General features: G+C 41.6%; 13 protein-coding genes. 7 read left to right on the top strand and 6 right to left on the bottom strand.

Going from position 1 to position 15783, the window contains the following annotated elements:
* Positions 1 to 20: 20 nt before the first annotated feature.
* On the top strand, positions 21 to 578 hold the full coding sequence (locus ACM0OR_RS11895; protein ID WP_414576364.1) for a DUF721 domain-containing protein: 558 nt from the start codon (positions 21 to 23) through the stop codon (positions 576 to 578).
* 354 nt (positions 579 to 932) lie between these two features.
* Entirely contained in the window at positions 933 to 1247 is a 315-nt protein-coding gene (locus tag ACM0OR_RS11890; RefSeq protein WP_190696111.1) for a hypothetical protein, read from the top strand.
* 316 nt (positions 1248 to 1563) lie between these two features.
* On the opposite strand, the gene menB is transcribed toward ACM0OR_RS11890, so the two are convergent.
* Entirely contained in the window at positions 1564 to 2397 is an 834-nt protein-coding gene (menB, locus tag ACM0OR_RS11885) for a 1,4-dihydroxy-2-naphthoyl-CoA synthase (protein WP_414576363.1), read from the bottom strand.
* Positions 2363 to 2533, bottom strand: coding sequence for a hypothetical protein (locus ACM0OR_RS11880; RefSeq protein ID WP_414576362.1), 171 nt, complete (start codon positions 2531 to 2533; stop codon positions 2363 to 2365). Before ACM0OR_RS11880 ends, menB begins: the two co-directional genes overlap by 35 nt.
* A gap of 41 nt (positions 2534 to 2574) precedes the next feature.
* Here ACM0OR_RS11880 and ACM0OR_RS11875 point away from each other — a divergent pair, with 41 nt between their 5' ends.
* Positions 2575 to 3816: an HhoA/HhoB/HtrA family serine endopeptidase gene (locus ACM0OR_RS11875; RefSeq protein WP_323266285.1), complete on the top strand. Its 1242-nt coding sequence runs from the start codon at positions 2575 to 2577 to the stop codon at positions 3814 to 3816.
* A 66-nt stretch (positions 3817 to 3882) separates the two neighbouring features.
* On the opposite strand, the gene ACM0OR_RS11870 is transcribed toward ACM0OR_RS11875, so the two are convergent.
* Positions 3883 to 4254 (bottom strand): sulfite exporter TauE/SafE family protein, encoded by a 372-nt coding sequence (locus tag ACM0OR_RS11870; protein WP_190696129.1) that lies wholly within the window; start codon positions 4252 to 4254, stop codon positions 3883 to 3885.
* Positions 4255 to 4278: 24 nt separating this feature from the next.
* Positions 4279 to 5244: an acetamidase/formamidase family protein gene (locus tag ACM0OR_RS11865; RefSeq protein ID WP_414576361.1), complete on the bottom strand. Its 966-nt coding sequence runs from the start codon at positions 5242 to 5244 to the stop codon at positions 4279 to 4281.
* 337 nt (positions 5245 to 5581) lie between these two features.
* On the opposite strand from ACM0OR_RS11865, the gene ACM0OR_RS11860 reads away from it, so the two are divergent.
* Positions 5582 to 5818 carry a hypothetical protein gene (locus ACM0OR_RS11860; protein WP_414576360.1) on the top strand — a complete coding sequence of 79 codons (237 nt, stop codon included), beginning with the start codon at positions 5582 to 5584 and terminating at the stop codon, positions 5816 to 5818.
* A 684-nt stretch (positions 5819 to 6502) separates the two neighbouring features.
* On the opposite strand, the gene glsA is transcribed toward ACM0OR_RS11860, so the two are convergent.
* A complete protein-coding gene (gene glsA, locus ACM0OR_RS11855; protein WP_414576359.1) occupies positions 6503 to 7477 on the bottom strand; it encodes a glutaminase A in 975 nt (324 codons plus the stop codon).
* Between the two features lie 827 nt (positions 7478 to 8304).
* Between glsA and ACM0OR_RS11850 the strand changes: the two genes are divergently transcribed.
* From ACM0OR_RS11850 to era, 3 genes are all read left to right on the top strand, one after another.
* On the top strand, positions 8305 to 9420 hold the full coding sequence (locus ACM0OR_RS11850) for a septal ring lytic transglycosylase RlpA family protein (protein ID WP_323269165.1): 1116 nt from the start codon (positions 8305 to 8307) through the stop codon (positions 9418 to 9420).
* Positions 9421 to 9652: 232 nt separating this feature from the next.
* The gene (locus ACM0OR_RS11845) at positions 9653 to 11254 is read left to right on the top strand and encodes a bifunctional pantoate--beta-alanine ligase/(d)CMP kinase (protein ID WP_323269164.1); all 1602 of its coding nucleotides are present in this window, start codon (positions 9653 to 9655) and stop codon (positions 11252 to 11254) included.
* Positions 11255 to 12167: 913 nt separating this feature from the next.
* The gene (gene era, locus ACM0OR_RS11840) at positions 12168 to 13142 is read left to right on the top strand and encodes a GTPase Era (RefSeq protein ID WP_414576376.1); all 975 of its coding nucleotides are present in this window, start codon (positions 12168 to 12170) and stop codon (positions 13140 to 13142) included.
* A 35-nt stretch (positions 13143 to 13177) separates the two neighbouring features.
* Here era and ACM0OR_RS11835 read toward each other — a convergent pair whose 3' ends face one another.
* Positions 13178 to 15775: a U32 family peptidase gene (locus tag ACM0OR_RS11835; protein WP_414576358.1), complete on the bottom strand. Its 2598-nt coding sequence runs from the start codon at positions 15773 to 15775 to the stop codon at positions 13178 to 13180.
* Positions 15776 to 15783: the final 8 nt, after the last annotated feature.

Below are 15783 nucleotides of genomic sequence, written 5' to 3'. Positions count from 1 at the left end.
TTTTACTACTTTTTGACAAGATGTCTTTGAAACCAATTAATGATATTTTAGGTGTTCTGGAACAGCAAGCTAAATGGCGGGAAGACCCATTTCAACTTCTCATCCAGTCCTGGGCAGAAATTGTTGGTACGGTTGCGGCTAAACACTCTCGCCCATTATCAATGCAGCGTGATGTGTTACGCGTGGCAACTTCTAGCGCGGCTTGGGCGCAGAATTTGACATTTAGCCGTCAAGCATTACTTGTGAAGTTAAATGCAAAGTTATCTATGTCTTTGGTGGATATGCGCTTTTCTACTGCTGGCTGGCAAAAGTCAAAAGAGGTATCACAGCCACAACCTAGTTTCTTACCCAGTGAGCATCCTAGTTACTTAGGTGACATTCCTGATTATTCCACTGTTAGTAAAACTACTGAGCAGAATGCCAATCAGGCTTTTGAGTCTTGGTCTAGGATCAGGCAGGCGCGATCGCAAGGCTTACCCCTTTGTCCTCAATGTCAATCTCCCACACCACCCGGTGAACTTCAGCGTTGGGGTGTATGTGCCTTATGTAGTGTTAAACAATCATCAAACAATATTTGAAGGCTTGAGCTAAAAATCTACTTTTAGTATTTAAATTTACTTGTATATCCTATAAAATGGTAAGTAAATAGCTCAAAAGATACATATTATAGATTAGTTGAAAATTTGCATAACATTTAAAACTTTGTTTTTACCGTTGATCCCCAATGAGTTATAGGCAATAATTTATATGTGACCACTACAGCAAATATTGAAAAATATAACACAAATCTAAAAACAATCTAAAGTTTATTTTGGTAGAAAAAGGCTATGATCTAGATATAATCACGGGTTATGGGTTCATTACGTATTTATATCTAGAAGGAAAATAAAAAGACAGAAATTAGCCCTAGACGGCGTTAAAGATGAACCCAAATGAAACCTATTAATTATTTGACATCTGCCTGTCGATATTGCCGCCACTATAAGCCAGAAGGCCGTCGTGGTGGAAATTGCCAACAGTTGGGCGCACCAGTCCAAGCTAATTGGAAGGCTTGCTCTTTAGCTCTACCACCTTTTGCCCCGTCTTGGGAAACGTTGGAAGATGCTTGGAGTTTACCAGATGCAACACCAGTTTTAATTAAATCTGATTGTCAAATATCAACTTTAGATCACGATACTTTTGTTTCTACTCAGGAAAAGACTGCCGCCACTTCTGAACAAACAAAAGTTGAGACAGTATTTATCTAACCAACATTAATATTACCTGACTCTATGTGCAGTCTGTAACAAATTAAAATTTGATTTTAAAATTTTTAGTGCTGTCAAGTGCAACATTTGGAAGAATCGCACCCTGTCTAGAGGTGCGATTTTTTAGTTTCAGGAATTACAGAAATTAAATTAGCCAATTTTGAGAGCGAAGAGAAGGATCATATTTTTCCTCTTCCAATGACTCTGTTTCCTCTGCTCCCTCTGCTACTTCTGCTTACACAGCCGTACCGCTTTTTTAGGGAAGGCTACGCGTAGCATCCCTCAGAGATGAGATATTTGTTCAATTGGAAGTCGTTTAAGGTAGCCAAGGAAAACTGCGGAAATTCGGCGGTCGTTTTTCTAAAAAAGCTTGCTTACCTTCAGAGCCTTCTTCTGTCATGTAATATAACAAAGTGGCATTTCCGGCCAGTTCTTGCAAACCAGCTTGTCCATCACAATCGGCGTTAAATGCAGCTTTTAAACAACGAATAGCAATCGGACTTTTTTCTAAAATTTCTTGCGCCCATTTAATTCCTTCTGTTTCTAATTCATCTACTGGGACAACACAATTTACCAAACCCATATCTAAAGCTTGTTGGGCATCATATTGACGACAAAGAAACCAAATTTCTCGTGCTTTTTTTTGTCCAACTATCCGGGCCATATAACTAGCACCAAAACCCCCATCAAAGCTGCCAACTTTCGGCCCTGTTTGACCAAAAATTGCATTATCTGCGGCTATAGTTAGGTCACAAATTAAGTGGAGAACGTGTCCACCACCGATCGCATACCCAGCGACAAGGGCAATTACGACTTTCGGCATGGAACGGATCAGGCGTTGTAAATCCAACACATTCAAGCGAGGAACGCCAGCATCATCTACATAGCCAGCTTGTCCCCGCACACTTTGGTCACCACCTGAACAGAAGGCGTATTTGCCATCAGTATGGGGTCCAGCACCTGTAAATAAAACTACGCCAATAGTGGTATCTTCGCGAGCATCACAGAAAGCATCGTAGAGTTCAAAGACGGTTTTCGGTCGAAAAGCATTACGTTTGTGGGGACGGTTGATGGTAATTTTGGCGATACCGTCGGTTTTGTGATACAGGATATCTTCATAGGTTTTCACAGATTGCCAGTTGATTTGCATGGGAATGAAGTCCGCTTTGGTGCTTGAGAATTTTATCTCGGACGTAGGGTGTTGCGATCGCTAACGAAACAGTTTCATTATTAATATTGACTTCATATCGCCGCAATATGAGCGCAACATAACTGTAATAAAGCATCGCTACATTAGTAATACATATTGATATTGTTTAAGATAGCCATGCAAAACCAAGTACAAGATGATTCTCACCCATTAAATAGTAAACGTCATAATTACGCACCTTGGAAAAAAACAGCCGCTTCTCTATCACTAGTGTTTCTAGGTTCGGGGATGACCTTAGCAGGTGGTTATCTAGCTGGAAACCATCAGCAGTTAACCAAGAGTGCATCTAACTTGGCGGTGAGTCGAGTTGATGCAGCACCACCTTTACCAACTTTGACAGATGCTAACTTTGTCACGCAGGTAGTGCAGACAGTGGGGCCAGCTGTAGTGAGAATTGAAGCGTCTCGCACTGTCAGAACATCCTTACCTGAAGAATTTAACAACCCATTTTTCCGTGACTTCTTGGGTTCTCAAGTACCGCAACGCCAAGAGAGAGTACAACGTGGTACTGGTTCTGGCTTTATCATTAGCGCAGATGGTAGTATTCTCACCAACGCTCACGTAGTTAATGGTGCTGATACCGTGAGAGTCATACTCAAAGATGGGCGTAGCTTTCAAGGTAAGGTGTTAGGCAAAGATGAATTAACCGATGTAGCGGTGATCAAAATTCAGGCTGAGAATTTACCAATAGTAAAATTGGGTAACTCTGACGAACTACAACCAGGAGAATGGGCGATCGCGATCGGTAATCCTTTAGGTTTAGATAATACAGTAACTACAGGTATCATCAGCGCAACTGGACGCTCTAGTAATCAAATTGGCGCACCTGATAAGCGCGTAGAATATATTCAAACTGACGCAGCCATTAACCCTGGTAACTCTGGCGGGCCATTACTCAATGCTCGTGGTGAGGTGATTGGGATGAACACAGCTATTATCCAAGGCGCACAAGGACTAGGTTTTGCCATCCCGATTAAAACAGTACAACGAATTTCTAACCAATTAATCGCTACAGGTAAAGTACAACACCCTTACTTGGGTATTCAAATGGTCGGGTTGACTCCGCAAATCAAGGAAAATATCAACTCTGACCCTAACAGTGGTTTGAGTATTAATGAAGATAAAGGTGTCTTAATTGTCAGAGTGATGCCAAACTCACCAGCTGCTCAAGCAGGAATACGTGCAGGTGATGTCATACAATCACTGAACGGTCAATCAGTCACCGATGCTAGTAGTGTTCAAAGAGCAGTAGAAAATACGCAAGTCGGCGAACAGTTGCAATTAGCATTAAAACGTAAAGGGCAAAATGTCAACCTAGCTATCAGATCGGGTGCTTTCCCCACTGAGAAATTACAGTAAGGGGTTTAGGGGAGACAAGGGAGAATCAAGGGAGAATGTTTTCCTAGTTCCCAATCTCCCATCTCCCTAACGTATGAATAAATACCGTATACCAATAGCTAACAAAAATATGCCATAAAGCTTTTTCATTATTGCACTGCTAATAAATGGCTGATTGGCAAACATCGCTCCAAACAGATTACCAATTACTAGCCCAATAGCTATAATCACTGCATATTTAATATCAATTTTACCGCTACGATAGTAAACTGCTGCTCCTAAAATCCCAATTGGTAATACTTGGGCGGCGATGGATGTGCCAGTAGCAAATTTTTGATCCATTCCCATTAATAACACCATTGCCGGCACCATAATTGCACCACCACCAATGCCAAACATTCCACCTGCAACGCCAGCAGCTAAACCAATTAGCAATAGTTGAATGAGTAAATTAGACATAGAAAACTGTGAGTTTTGTCTTAACTATAAACTGATTTTAGGTGACAAGATAGCTTTGGGAAGCATACCATGTACACCTTTGTTGGGACTATTTACAACTTGGGTGATGCGAAAATTGACGGCTAAACTACACAAAACATAAGCATCTTCTGGTGATAAATTGACAAAATGCTCCAGAAAATCAATCATATTTTTCAGAGCCATTTCTAAAGCTGCATCTAATGTGGGAGCAAAACCCATTGTGATGATATCAGTCGCTGTTTCTGCAATCGGTGTTTTAATTGGTAAATTCTCACGGAGTTTAATTTTGATGCGGCCGTTCATGGAAGTTTCGATGGCGGTGACATTTACTTCCCCGTCTCCCTGTGCAGAATGTCCATCACCGATAGAAAATAATCCTCCAGGAACGAAAACAGGTAAAAATATGCGTGAGCCTGCTTGTAGTTCGCGATTGTCGATGTTACCACCATAACAGCCAGGTGGAACAGACGATCGCTCGTTTTCTGGGGTGGCGACACCAAGAATCCCAAAAAAAGGTCTGAGGGGAATTTTGATCCCGCTATTAATCGGAAATTCGGCGGTGTTGTTGACTAAATCTAAGGGGATAAATCTCAAAGCAGGTTGAGGAAACTGATTGGGTAATGCTCCCCAACCTGAACGAATGGCATTAAACCCGACTGGTAAACTAGGTGCGATCGCTTCTAATTTTACTTCTAAAACATCCCCCGGTTTTGCCTCTCGAATGTAAATTGGCCCTGTGAGTAAATGAGGCCCTGCGGCAATTTTGCGTTCTGGAGGTAAGTTTTTGCAGATATCTAAAAATTCAGGGGTGATAAATTCTGGTGGTGCTTTGTCGTAAATGTAGTAACCAGTATAGGTTTCTACGTCAATTGTGTCGCCAGAATCAATAGTTAATACAGGTTCTAGTCTGTGAGAAAAACCCCCTAGATGCACATTTGATTTGGTGGCTTTTAAAATGTGGTGGGTCATTACCGCTATATTTGTTTTGTCAGTAGTATTGATTAGAATAGCGGGATTGTAGTGATTATAGATATCTATTGATATCTCTAGCAGCTAGTTATAAGAATTGAAAAGTTTATAAATTAAACATCTTAAATATATTCACTCAAAGCTTAATTAAGCTTTGTTTAACTGCCTCAATCAACAAACGCATACACGAATGAGGTTTACATGAATTTTTGTTGCAAAACTTTACATTGTGTATTTTATTTACGTAAAACCAAAGTTTTAGTTAAATTATCATTTAAATCAATATTTATAGGGTAGGTAAAGTGGCAATCACTACTATGTTACCCAGAGGATAAAAGTGTTTCTACTTACTTATGATTGGAGCTTAGTTTATCTTTTAGCTCAAAGTGACTCAAGTGCTGGAGCTGGTGCTGGAGGTTTATTTGGTTTAATATTTGGGCTTGTGGGCTATGTTTTTGGTTCTTATTGCTTCTACACAATTTATCAAAAGCTAGGAGAAGCTAACGCTTGGTTTGCTTGGGTTCCCATTCTCAATACTTGGATCATGTTAAAAGCAGGCGATCAGTCTCCTTAGTGGATTATCGGATTATTCATACCTCTTGTGAATTTTGTGGCTTTAATTTTCTTGATTATGGCCTTTGTAAATATTGTCAAGAAGTTAGGTAAAAATCCTTGGCTGATTTTGTTAATGATTGTACCTTTAGTTAACTTTGTAATTTTATACAATTTTGCTTTTGGTTAATTGCTGATTCAGCAATAAAATTAAAGGAATTAAAATGTTAAGTCAAAAAACATCCCATAGCAAATGCTTAAATTTTAATTCCTTGCGCCCCAGATTCAGTACGAACTGTTTCGTTTTGTAATGTAACTTTAACTAAACGTAAACTTTCTCGTTCAATAATTTCAAAATTTGCCATTTTATTTTCCTGACTGTACCAAATTTGCAGAATTTACCTATAGTTTTGGCATCTCTTTTTCTAGATGGCAAGTCAGAAATTTAGTGCTGAGTGCTGAGTTTTGAGTGCTGAGTTTTGAGTTTTGATTCTCCGAGATCCATGTTGGGTTGCGCTGCGCTTAACCCAAGCTCGTATATTGAGAGAAGTAGTAGATAGTCCAGTAGGGTATGTTAGGCGTAAGCATAACGCATTGATATTTTTAAGTGCAAGTGCAGGCTACGCCAACATAAATCAAATCGGATTCCTATATATGGATTCCTATATATATATATATAGATATAGTTGCTCTAAAAGTGTCTCCATTAAACTTGCGAACCTGAGCAATCAAATAGATGTAAGCCTAAACGCTGGGATAGTTCTTCACAAACTTTTACTCCCCTGACACTGTTACCACGGCTATCTAAAGGTGGTGAAAACACAGCAATTCCCATTTGATGGGGAACAACGGCCATAATTCCGCCACAAACACCACTTTTAGCAGGGATACCAATTTTGTAAGCCCATTCACCTGCAAAGTTATACATCCCGCAGGTGTACATGACGCTGAGAATATCTTTGATGTAACACTTATCTACAGCTTGTTCACCTGTGACTGGGTTTGCACCTCTGTTGGCTAAAGTAGCAGCCATGACGGCCAAGTCCCGGCAGTTCATCATCACGGCGCATTGTTGAAAATATAGGTCTAAGGCTTCTTCAATATTTTGGTCAATCATGCCAAAGTTGAGCATTAGATGTGCAATTGCGCGGTTGCGATGTCCTGTGCTGCGTTCGGAGGTAAATACGGAAATATCCACAAATACATCATGACCAATGTACCGCCGGAACATATCCAGTAACCGATTGAGGCGTTCTGTTGCTCCCGCTCCTTTAATTAAACTGGTTGTGGCGATCGCTCCAGCATTTACCATTGGGTTATAAGGTCGCTTTGATTGCTCATCAAGGATAATCGCATTAAATGCCTCCCCTGTTGGTTCTACTCCGACTTTAGTCAACACATAATCCCGTCCATGATCTTCTAAGGCCAGTCCGTAAGCAAATACTTTAGAAATTGATTGGATAGTAAATAGCTGTTGATAATCCCCAACTTCGTAAACCTGACCGTCTACGGTAACAATACAAATACTAAATAAATCTGGGTTAACTTTTGCTAGTTCGGGAATGTAATTCGCTAATATTCCTTCCTTCAGTGACTGGTATTTAACGTGCAATTCATTGATCACCTTCAACAGTGGAGAGGAAGTTATTTCTAAATTTTCTTGATTTCCTGGGTTGGGCATGAGGCTAATAGCTTGATATTTAAAAGCTTAGTTGATCAACTGACTTAAAATTTACTGTTCAAGTGTAACTTTTAATACTTAGCAAAATAGTCTACACACTTTTCGATGATAATTTTTCACTTTTTCCTAATCAACTTTATTTTGATGAAATAAAATATCTGCTACAGTAAGTGGCATCTTTTTTTACTCATGATTACTGTAGTGCTATGTCACTGTCACTACATCTTTAAGCTACCTAAAAAGTATTATTACAGATTCTGCATTATAAAAAATATATAAATTTATTTCCCTCTTTTTACTAAAATACAAAACTATTCTGGCTATAAATCTCTATGTGACTAGTTTGTAAGATAATGTAAAAAAACATAAAATAAATTAAGTTCAATAAAACTTTTGCTATTTTTTTGTATTATATGGGATTACTATTGGTATTATCAGTAAGATTTATACCATTCAAAATATTACATTAGTTGTTAGAAAAATTACTGATAGAGTTATTCTTCATCCCAGCATTTTAAAATCCGGAAAATCTTAAGTTTAAATAAAAAAATGTTAGTAGTTTGAAAAAAACGTTACATAGGCGAAATCCGCATTTGACCAAGGTTTAGCCCTTGTCCTCAGAACTTAAATTGGAGAAACATGATAATTTCTACGCTAAAACCCTGATCCCCAAGCTTAGAACTTCGTGCTAGTCTGTTGCAGTTATAAACAGAAAGTAAAAGCGGAACGAGTTCGCATCTTAGGAGAGTTTGCTAATAAATAAAATTTTTTACAAGCTCCCAACTAATAAGAAACTGCTGTTCTATAGTCGCTTTAAAATCGGACGCATGAATCAAAGACATTTTTGGACTATTGTCGCCCTGTCTCTGACCATAGGGGGTTCACCCTCAGTTGGTCGGACTCAAACCACTAATCTAAGTACACCAGCTGCACCAAAAGCAGCAGCTGGTGATGTAGTCAAAGTGGGAGAGTTGAAAACTTCAACAGGGGGAAATACCTCTGATGCTGTGAATACGAGCATTCATCCTCACAACGTTGGCGGTCGGAGGGCGGCGACCCTGTATATCCGAAACATTCCAGTTATTACCTTTTTGAGTTCTAAACCAATTGCCAGCACTGAAAAGAAAGTAGGTGTGGTGGGAGAAGATGATCAGGGCGTGCAATTGTACGCCCTTAATACTGGGAACTCATTTCAGGTAGCGAGTCTAGGCAATATAGCAAATGCCAAGAAGATTCCAACTGGCTCGCTGCAAGATGACCCAGTGCATAAAGCCGGTCTCATAGCAGCCAGGATCAACCAGATGATCCGCAATAATGTTAAAGCTGATCAAATCAGCGTCAGTTGGAAAGGACAAGACGAAGCGAGAGTTGCCAATCCATCTCGAAACAAAAACGTCTCAATCCAACAACAGCCAGGCGATCGCTACACCATCAAAATCAACAACCAAGAATTGGTGGAAATTAATCAAAATACCCGCCTGGCAGATACCACCAATGACCTAGCAAAAGACGCGTTGCAAGCCACAAACCGCCTACGGAGACTCATCGGCAACGCCTCTCCTCTCAAAGAGATTGCTAACTTACCATCACGTTCAGGTTCATCACAGTCAGTAGCTAATTTGCCCCAACAAATTGCTAGCAACATTAGACTCAGCTTCCAAGGGATAGCATCCTTTTACGGTAGTGGTTTTCATGGTAGACCCACTGCAACAGGTGAGAGATTCAATTCAGAAGCCATGACCGCCGCCCATCGCAGTTTACCCTTCGGTACAAGGGTGCGTGTTACCAATACCCGCAATGGTCGTTCTGTTGTAGTGCGAATCAACGACAGAGGCCCATACATTCGGGGGAGAGTGATTGACTTATCGACCGGTGCAGCCAGAATGATAGGCATGATTGGTAGTGGCATTGCACCAGTGAAAATTGAAGTCCTGGGTCGATAGTTTGGGGGAAGGTGACAGGTTACAGGTGACAGGTTACAGGTTACAGGGGAAGTTTTAAATTTTAGATTTTGGATTAGGGATTTTTCAAACTAATCCAAAATCCCTAATCCCCAATACCCAATCCCTAATCCTCAATCCCCAATCCCTAATTTCCCCTAGTTCTTTCTCTTACCCCTAGTTCAGATATAAACTAACGGAGGAGAGGCGAAAGAAGAACTAGGGGTATTTTTTTGTGCGTCTGCTGACAACAGTTGCAGCTTTACGTTGCTATTTAAATCAACATCGCTGGGAAACTCAGCTTACAGGAACAGATGATCTAGTCCTGGATGGGATGAGCGGTTGGTATCAGACAGCCATTGGTCTAGTACCAACGATGGGGAGTTTACATCAAGGGCATTTAAGCTTGATTGCACGAGCGCGACAAGAAAATTCGGCGGTGATTGTGAGTATTTTTGTCAATCCCCTGCAATTTGGCCCCAATGAGGATTTTGAACGCTATCCTCGGACTTTGGAACAAGACCGAAAGTTGTGTGAACAAGCTGGGGTCAATGCGATTTTTGCACCGACTCCGGAAGAAATGGGAATAGACAAGAATATACAAGAATATAAGGTAACACAAGTAATCCCTCCATCTGCTATGATATCTGGCTTGTGTGGTCGTTCTCGGCTAGGTCACTTTCAAGGTGTGGCGACGATTGTGACTAAGCTTTTTAACTTAGTACAACCTGACCGAGCCTACTTTGGTCAAAAAGATGGTCAGCAACTAGCTATCATTAAACGGTTAGTGGCTGATTTAAATTTGCCGGTAGAGATTATTGCTTGTCCGATAGTGCGGGAAGCTTCGGGTCTGGCCTTGAGTTCTCGCAACCAGTATTTGACTGCGGAGGAACAACAGCAAGCAGCCGTATTGTATCGCGGCTTGCAACAAGCTGAGACGGTATTTTGTGCAGGTGTACGCGATCGCAATCAGTTGATAGCAGCAGTAGAACAAGAATTAGCCAAGGTCAGTACAGTCTCAGTGGAATATATTGAATTAGTTGAACCGACTACATTGATGTTTTTAGATAAAGTTACGGAGGAAGGAATGCTTGCGATCGCAGCTCGTCTTGGGTCTACACGGTTGATTGATAATACCATCTTGCGCGATCGCCAACCTATCATCGCTATTGATGGGCCAGCCGGGGCTGGAAAATCCACAGTAGCCCGTCAGGTGGCAGCAAAGTTAGGTCTAGTTTATCTAGATACAGGCGCGATGTACCGTGCTATGACTTGGTTAGTCCTAGAACAAGGTATTGCCATTGATGATGAGTGTGCGATCGCCCAATTAGCTAATAAATGTAAAATTGAACTGACTCCCAGCCCGGACTTGCAATCTCCGGTGCGGGTTTGGATTAATGAAACTGATGTGACTCAAGCCATTCGTTCTATTACCGTTACATCTCAAGTATCTGCGATCGCTGCCCAAGGTGCTGTCCGGGAAGCCTTGGTGAAACAGCAGCAAAGCTGGGGCAAAAAAGGTGGTTTAGTGGCTGAAGGTAGAGACATTGGTACTCATGTATTCCCCGATGCGGAAATCAAAATCTTCTTAACCGCCTCCGTTGGTGAACGCGCCCGTCGTCGCCAACAAGACTTTCAAAAACAAGGACAACCAGAAGTCAATCTAGAACAACTGGAACGAGATATTGCTGAACGTGACTGGAAAGATAGCACTCGCAAAGTCTCGCCCCTGAAAAAAGCAGCAGATGCCATTGAACTTCAAACCGATGGTCTTACCATCTCTGATGTTACAGAAGAAATTGTTAAGCACTATCAGCAACGCTTATCTCAAGGCTGAGAGGATGTTTGAAAAGTTTTGGGCAAATATAATTTGCTACTACACAGGCTAAGTCCTGATGATGTGCGGACTAACCAAACATTAGGTCTTTTAAACCCACGTTCGCCCTTCTCTGCGTTCTCTCCGTTCTCTCCGAGAGGCTGCGCCAACGCGAAGCGTGTCCCAAAGGGAAGGGTAGGTGGGTTTTGTCTGTGTAGCCAAGCCACTGCTTTGGGCGGGTTTCCCGACTTGTAGCAAGTGGCGCGCGATTTATAATCGCCAGGGTTGGTTTTTTTATATTCTAATTACTATTAGTTAAACATCAAAATAGGGATTTAGAATCAAATTTATCAGGAAAATCACCTACCTAGAGTCGTTGATATATATGCGATTAAAGATTGCTTAGTTGATAACTGAAGTTGCAATTGTAGCTTTATTAAGCTAATAAAACTTACACATTGACAGAGAAGCCAAAATAACGGGTATATTTTCAAGGCTTATCACTAGATTTTTTCATGATATTTTGGCGGTGGTGTTCTGTTCACCACAAGCGATGGCGTACCCGCCCACCGGAGGTGATCTCAACCCATCAAGCGTGATCGATAAAAGACTGAAAAAAACATATTTACGTTAATACACAAGATAGTTATTTTGTACAGTGCGTAAGTCTTAGATAAATATATATTCTCGATGCTTTGTAATTAAACGTAATTAGAACATCACAACATTAAACTAAAAGCAATCCTCTCTAAGAAATATAATATTAGAGATTTTTTTCGTTATCATCTCATTTTTTGAGATTAAAGCAAAATATATTTAGTAGTAGATTAAACTAAAATTAAAGACTAGTTCCCCGCACATCTCAGGGTGAATTGATGTTTTGTTGAGTATGTTCGTAAAAAAACTTATAACCACTATATCCCAACTATAAAATATAACGGTGGAACTGACAGTGACTAGTATTGATAATCACATCTTATCTTTTTCAGAAGGGGTATCGATTCCCCAAGCTCCCCCTGAATTTAAATCAGGTTTTATCGGCATTATTGGCCGTCCTAATGTTGGTAAATCTACGTTGATGAATCAATTAGTCGGGCAAAAAATTGCTATTACTTCGCCAGTAGCACAAACTACACGCAACCGTTTAAGAGGGATTGTTACAACACCAGAGGCACAATTAATATTTGTTGATACACCAGGAATCCACAAACCACATCATCAATTAGGTGAGGTATTGGTGCGGAATGCCACAATAGCGATTAATTCGGTGGATGTAGTCTTGTTTGTGGTAGATGGAACAGTAGCTTGTGGTGCAGGCGATCGCTTTATTGCTGACCTACTAATCAACAGTAAAACACCAGTGATTTTGGGTATCAATAAAATTGATCAACAGCCAGCAAATGCCCAAAACATCGACGAGAGTTATCAAAAGATGGCAGATTCACATAAATGGCCGACAGTCAAGTTTTCTGCGATGACTGGCGCAGAATTACCCGAACTGCAAACATTATTAATTGAACATTTAGATCATGGGCCGTTCTACTACCCACCGGACTTAGTAACAGATCAACCAGAACGGTTTATTATGGGCGAGTTAATTCGAGAACAGATTTTGCTGCTAACTCGTGAAGAAGTACCCCATTCTGTAGCGATCGCAATTGATAAAGTAGAAGAAACACCAGCTATTACCCGCGTCATGGCTACCATCCACGTTGAACGCGATTCCCAAAAAGGGATTCTCATCGGTAAAGGTGGCTCAATGCTTAAAGCCGTAGGTAGTGCAGCGCGAGAGCAAATTCAAAAGCTGATTTCTGGCAAAGTTTATCTAGAGTTATTTGTCAAAGTCCAACCCAAATGGCGACACTCCCGCGTCAGGTTAGCAGAATTGGGCTACCGTGTGGAAGAATAATTACGAATTACGAATTACGAATTACGAATTACGAATTACCTTAACGGCCCACGAGTTACACCTAATTGACTCTGCAATTTTAACTCGCGCCAGAGTTGAGAACCTGTGATTTCACCTTTTAATAGATGATCATATTGCTGTATTGTTTTCGTCACCTGTTCTGGAGTTTCATTCACAAATTCAATCCGAAAGTGACGCAATCCTAATTCTATCAGACGCTGTACGTACTCTGCTCCAGTTTGGGCTATACCATTAAATACCGTATTGCGGCAACCTGCATCAGCTTGCAGAACGTGTTCACTACCGACGCGATGTCTACCGACAAGCCTCTCTGTGTCTACGCGTAATTTCACTTCATGCTTATCGCAAGGTCTGCCACAATTAGTATAGTCTGTCCCCTCAGAGAGAAACGCACAAAAAACGCAATGTTCCATATGGAACATCGGCATATGTTGATGAATTGTCACCTCAAACCATTCACTAGGGCAAGTTGTCAGTAAATCTTCCAGTTGCGTAATATTCAAGTCATAGGATGCTGTTAGCCGTTCCAAACCAAAACGCTGCTTGAAATAGTCTGCTGTTAAAGGATTAGCAACATTAAGAGAAAAATCACCTATACAACGGTCTGCGGCAAAAAATTCGAGTTGGTCGTAATTCCGCACCAAATAGCCATCAGCTTCGGAAGCGCGTACTTGTTGCAAAATCCAGTTTTCCCCAGGTTTGGTAATGCGGGGAGGGGCGACCCAAATGCAGGGGACAGGGGACAGGGAACAGGGGACAGGGGATTCACGAACTAACTGCACGGCTTCCCGATAAGCGCGGGGGTCGTCAAATTCACAGTAAAGTGTCTCCACACCTGCTTTTAGAGCGGCTTGGAGTTGTTTGAGGTTGCGGACTAGGACGATGAGTGAGGGAGATGTGGGGGATGGGGGAGATGTGGGGGGGAGTAGGTCTTGGAAGGAAGCGTGAGGATTTAGTTCCCAGCGTTTAGGTTGACTGCGTAACTCTTCTAACTGGGTGACGATTTCGCGCCGCATCCGGTTTAATTCACTTACAGGTAACATCACGTTACCACTGAGATGATTCGTTAATGTTCCCAAACGGAAGGGGGTGTTACCAAGACGACCAAACTGTTCTTTAATGCGTTCAATATGTAGAGGTTTGGTGTGTGCTTCCACCACGGGAATTTCTGATTTTACCTGTACAATGTTACCGAATTCATCGCGGGCGATCGCAATTAATAATTCACCAATCTCTCCATAAATTTCCACGTCAATCGGACGCTGAAATTGGGGGTTATCCCCGGCGAAAGTCTGGCGTAATTGTTTATCTAATTCTGGGTCACTGGTTTTCCATAGCTTATCGCCTATATGAACACGCTGGAAGTTGACATTACCTCGGCCAAATGTGATCACAGCTTCTTTTCCCTGCTGTACCACCCCATAGACTCGACCGCCTTCTTCCTTAGTCTCTGGATGACCACAATCAAATACCACACCGTCCCCAGGTTTCAGGGGGGCTGCTAATTTAAGTGTCACCTGTTCATTACGAATGCGGGTAACTTCGCCTAAATAAACCCCCCGCTTCTTTCCGAACCGCGCATGAACTAATTCTTGATTATTAATCCCCTCAAACCAACCCGTGTAAAGTCCGCGAGAAAATGCCATCTCTAGGTTGTAGCGTTCTTGACCTCTCCCGTTGTTCGATGTAGACAGGGAAGCTTTTATTCCCCCTTCCCTAGTAGGGAAGGGGGTTAGGGGGTTAGGTCTTGCCAATTTTCCCATCACCTGGTCTAATGCTTGGCGATAAACACGGGTGACATTAGCAACATACTCCGGTGCTTTTAAACGACCTTCAATTTTGAGACTAGTTACCCCAGACGTAACTAAATCAGGTAATACTTCCAAGCCGGCTAAATCTTGGGGACTAAGTAAATATTTGCGTTCGTCTAAGTCTATAATTTCCCCATCAACAATTAAATCATAGGGCATCCGACAAGCTTGAGCGCATTCACCCCGGTTCGCTGAACGTCCGCCTAAAGCTTCACTAGTTAAACACTGACCAGAGTAAGCCACACACAACGCACCATGCACAAACACCTCAAGTGGTAGCGAAACGGCCTGTTGTGCAATTTGCTGCTGAATTTTGTTAATCTCTTTTAAAGAACATTCACGAGCTAACACCACTAACTGACAACCGAGAGATTTAGCAAACTCTACCCCAGCTGCACTGGTGACAGTCATTTGTGTTGAGGCGTGGATGGGGAAATCTGGGGATAGATGACGAATTAGGCGACAGATACCTACATCTTGAACAATCATTGCATCCACGCCAGCCGCAATAATTGTGCGGAGATATTGCTGCGCTTCTGCTAACTCTTGCGGGAAAATCAATGTATTGACAGTGACATAACCTTTCACACCTCGATGGTGCAAAAATGTCATCAATTCCGGTAAATCAGCCTCAGTAAAATTTTGCGCCCGCATTCTGGCGTTAAACCGATCTAAACCAAAATAAATTGCATCCGCCCCATTTTCCACAGCAGCTTTAGCACACTCCCAATTACCAGCAGGTGCAAGGATTTCAGGACGTTGTAAAGAAGATGGGGGATGGTGAGAACTAGCAATTTCCATTAGATTTA

This window comes from Anabaena sp. CCY 9402-a, assembly GCF_963920945.1.
Lineage (GTDB): Bacteria > Cyanobacteriota > Cyanobacteriia > Cyanobacteriales > Nostocaceae > Trichormus > Trichormus minutissimus.
The sequence above is the reverse complement of the archived record's forward strand: the minus strand, read 5'-3'. Positions and strand labels throughout refer to the sequence as shown.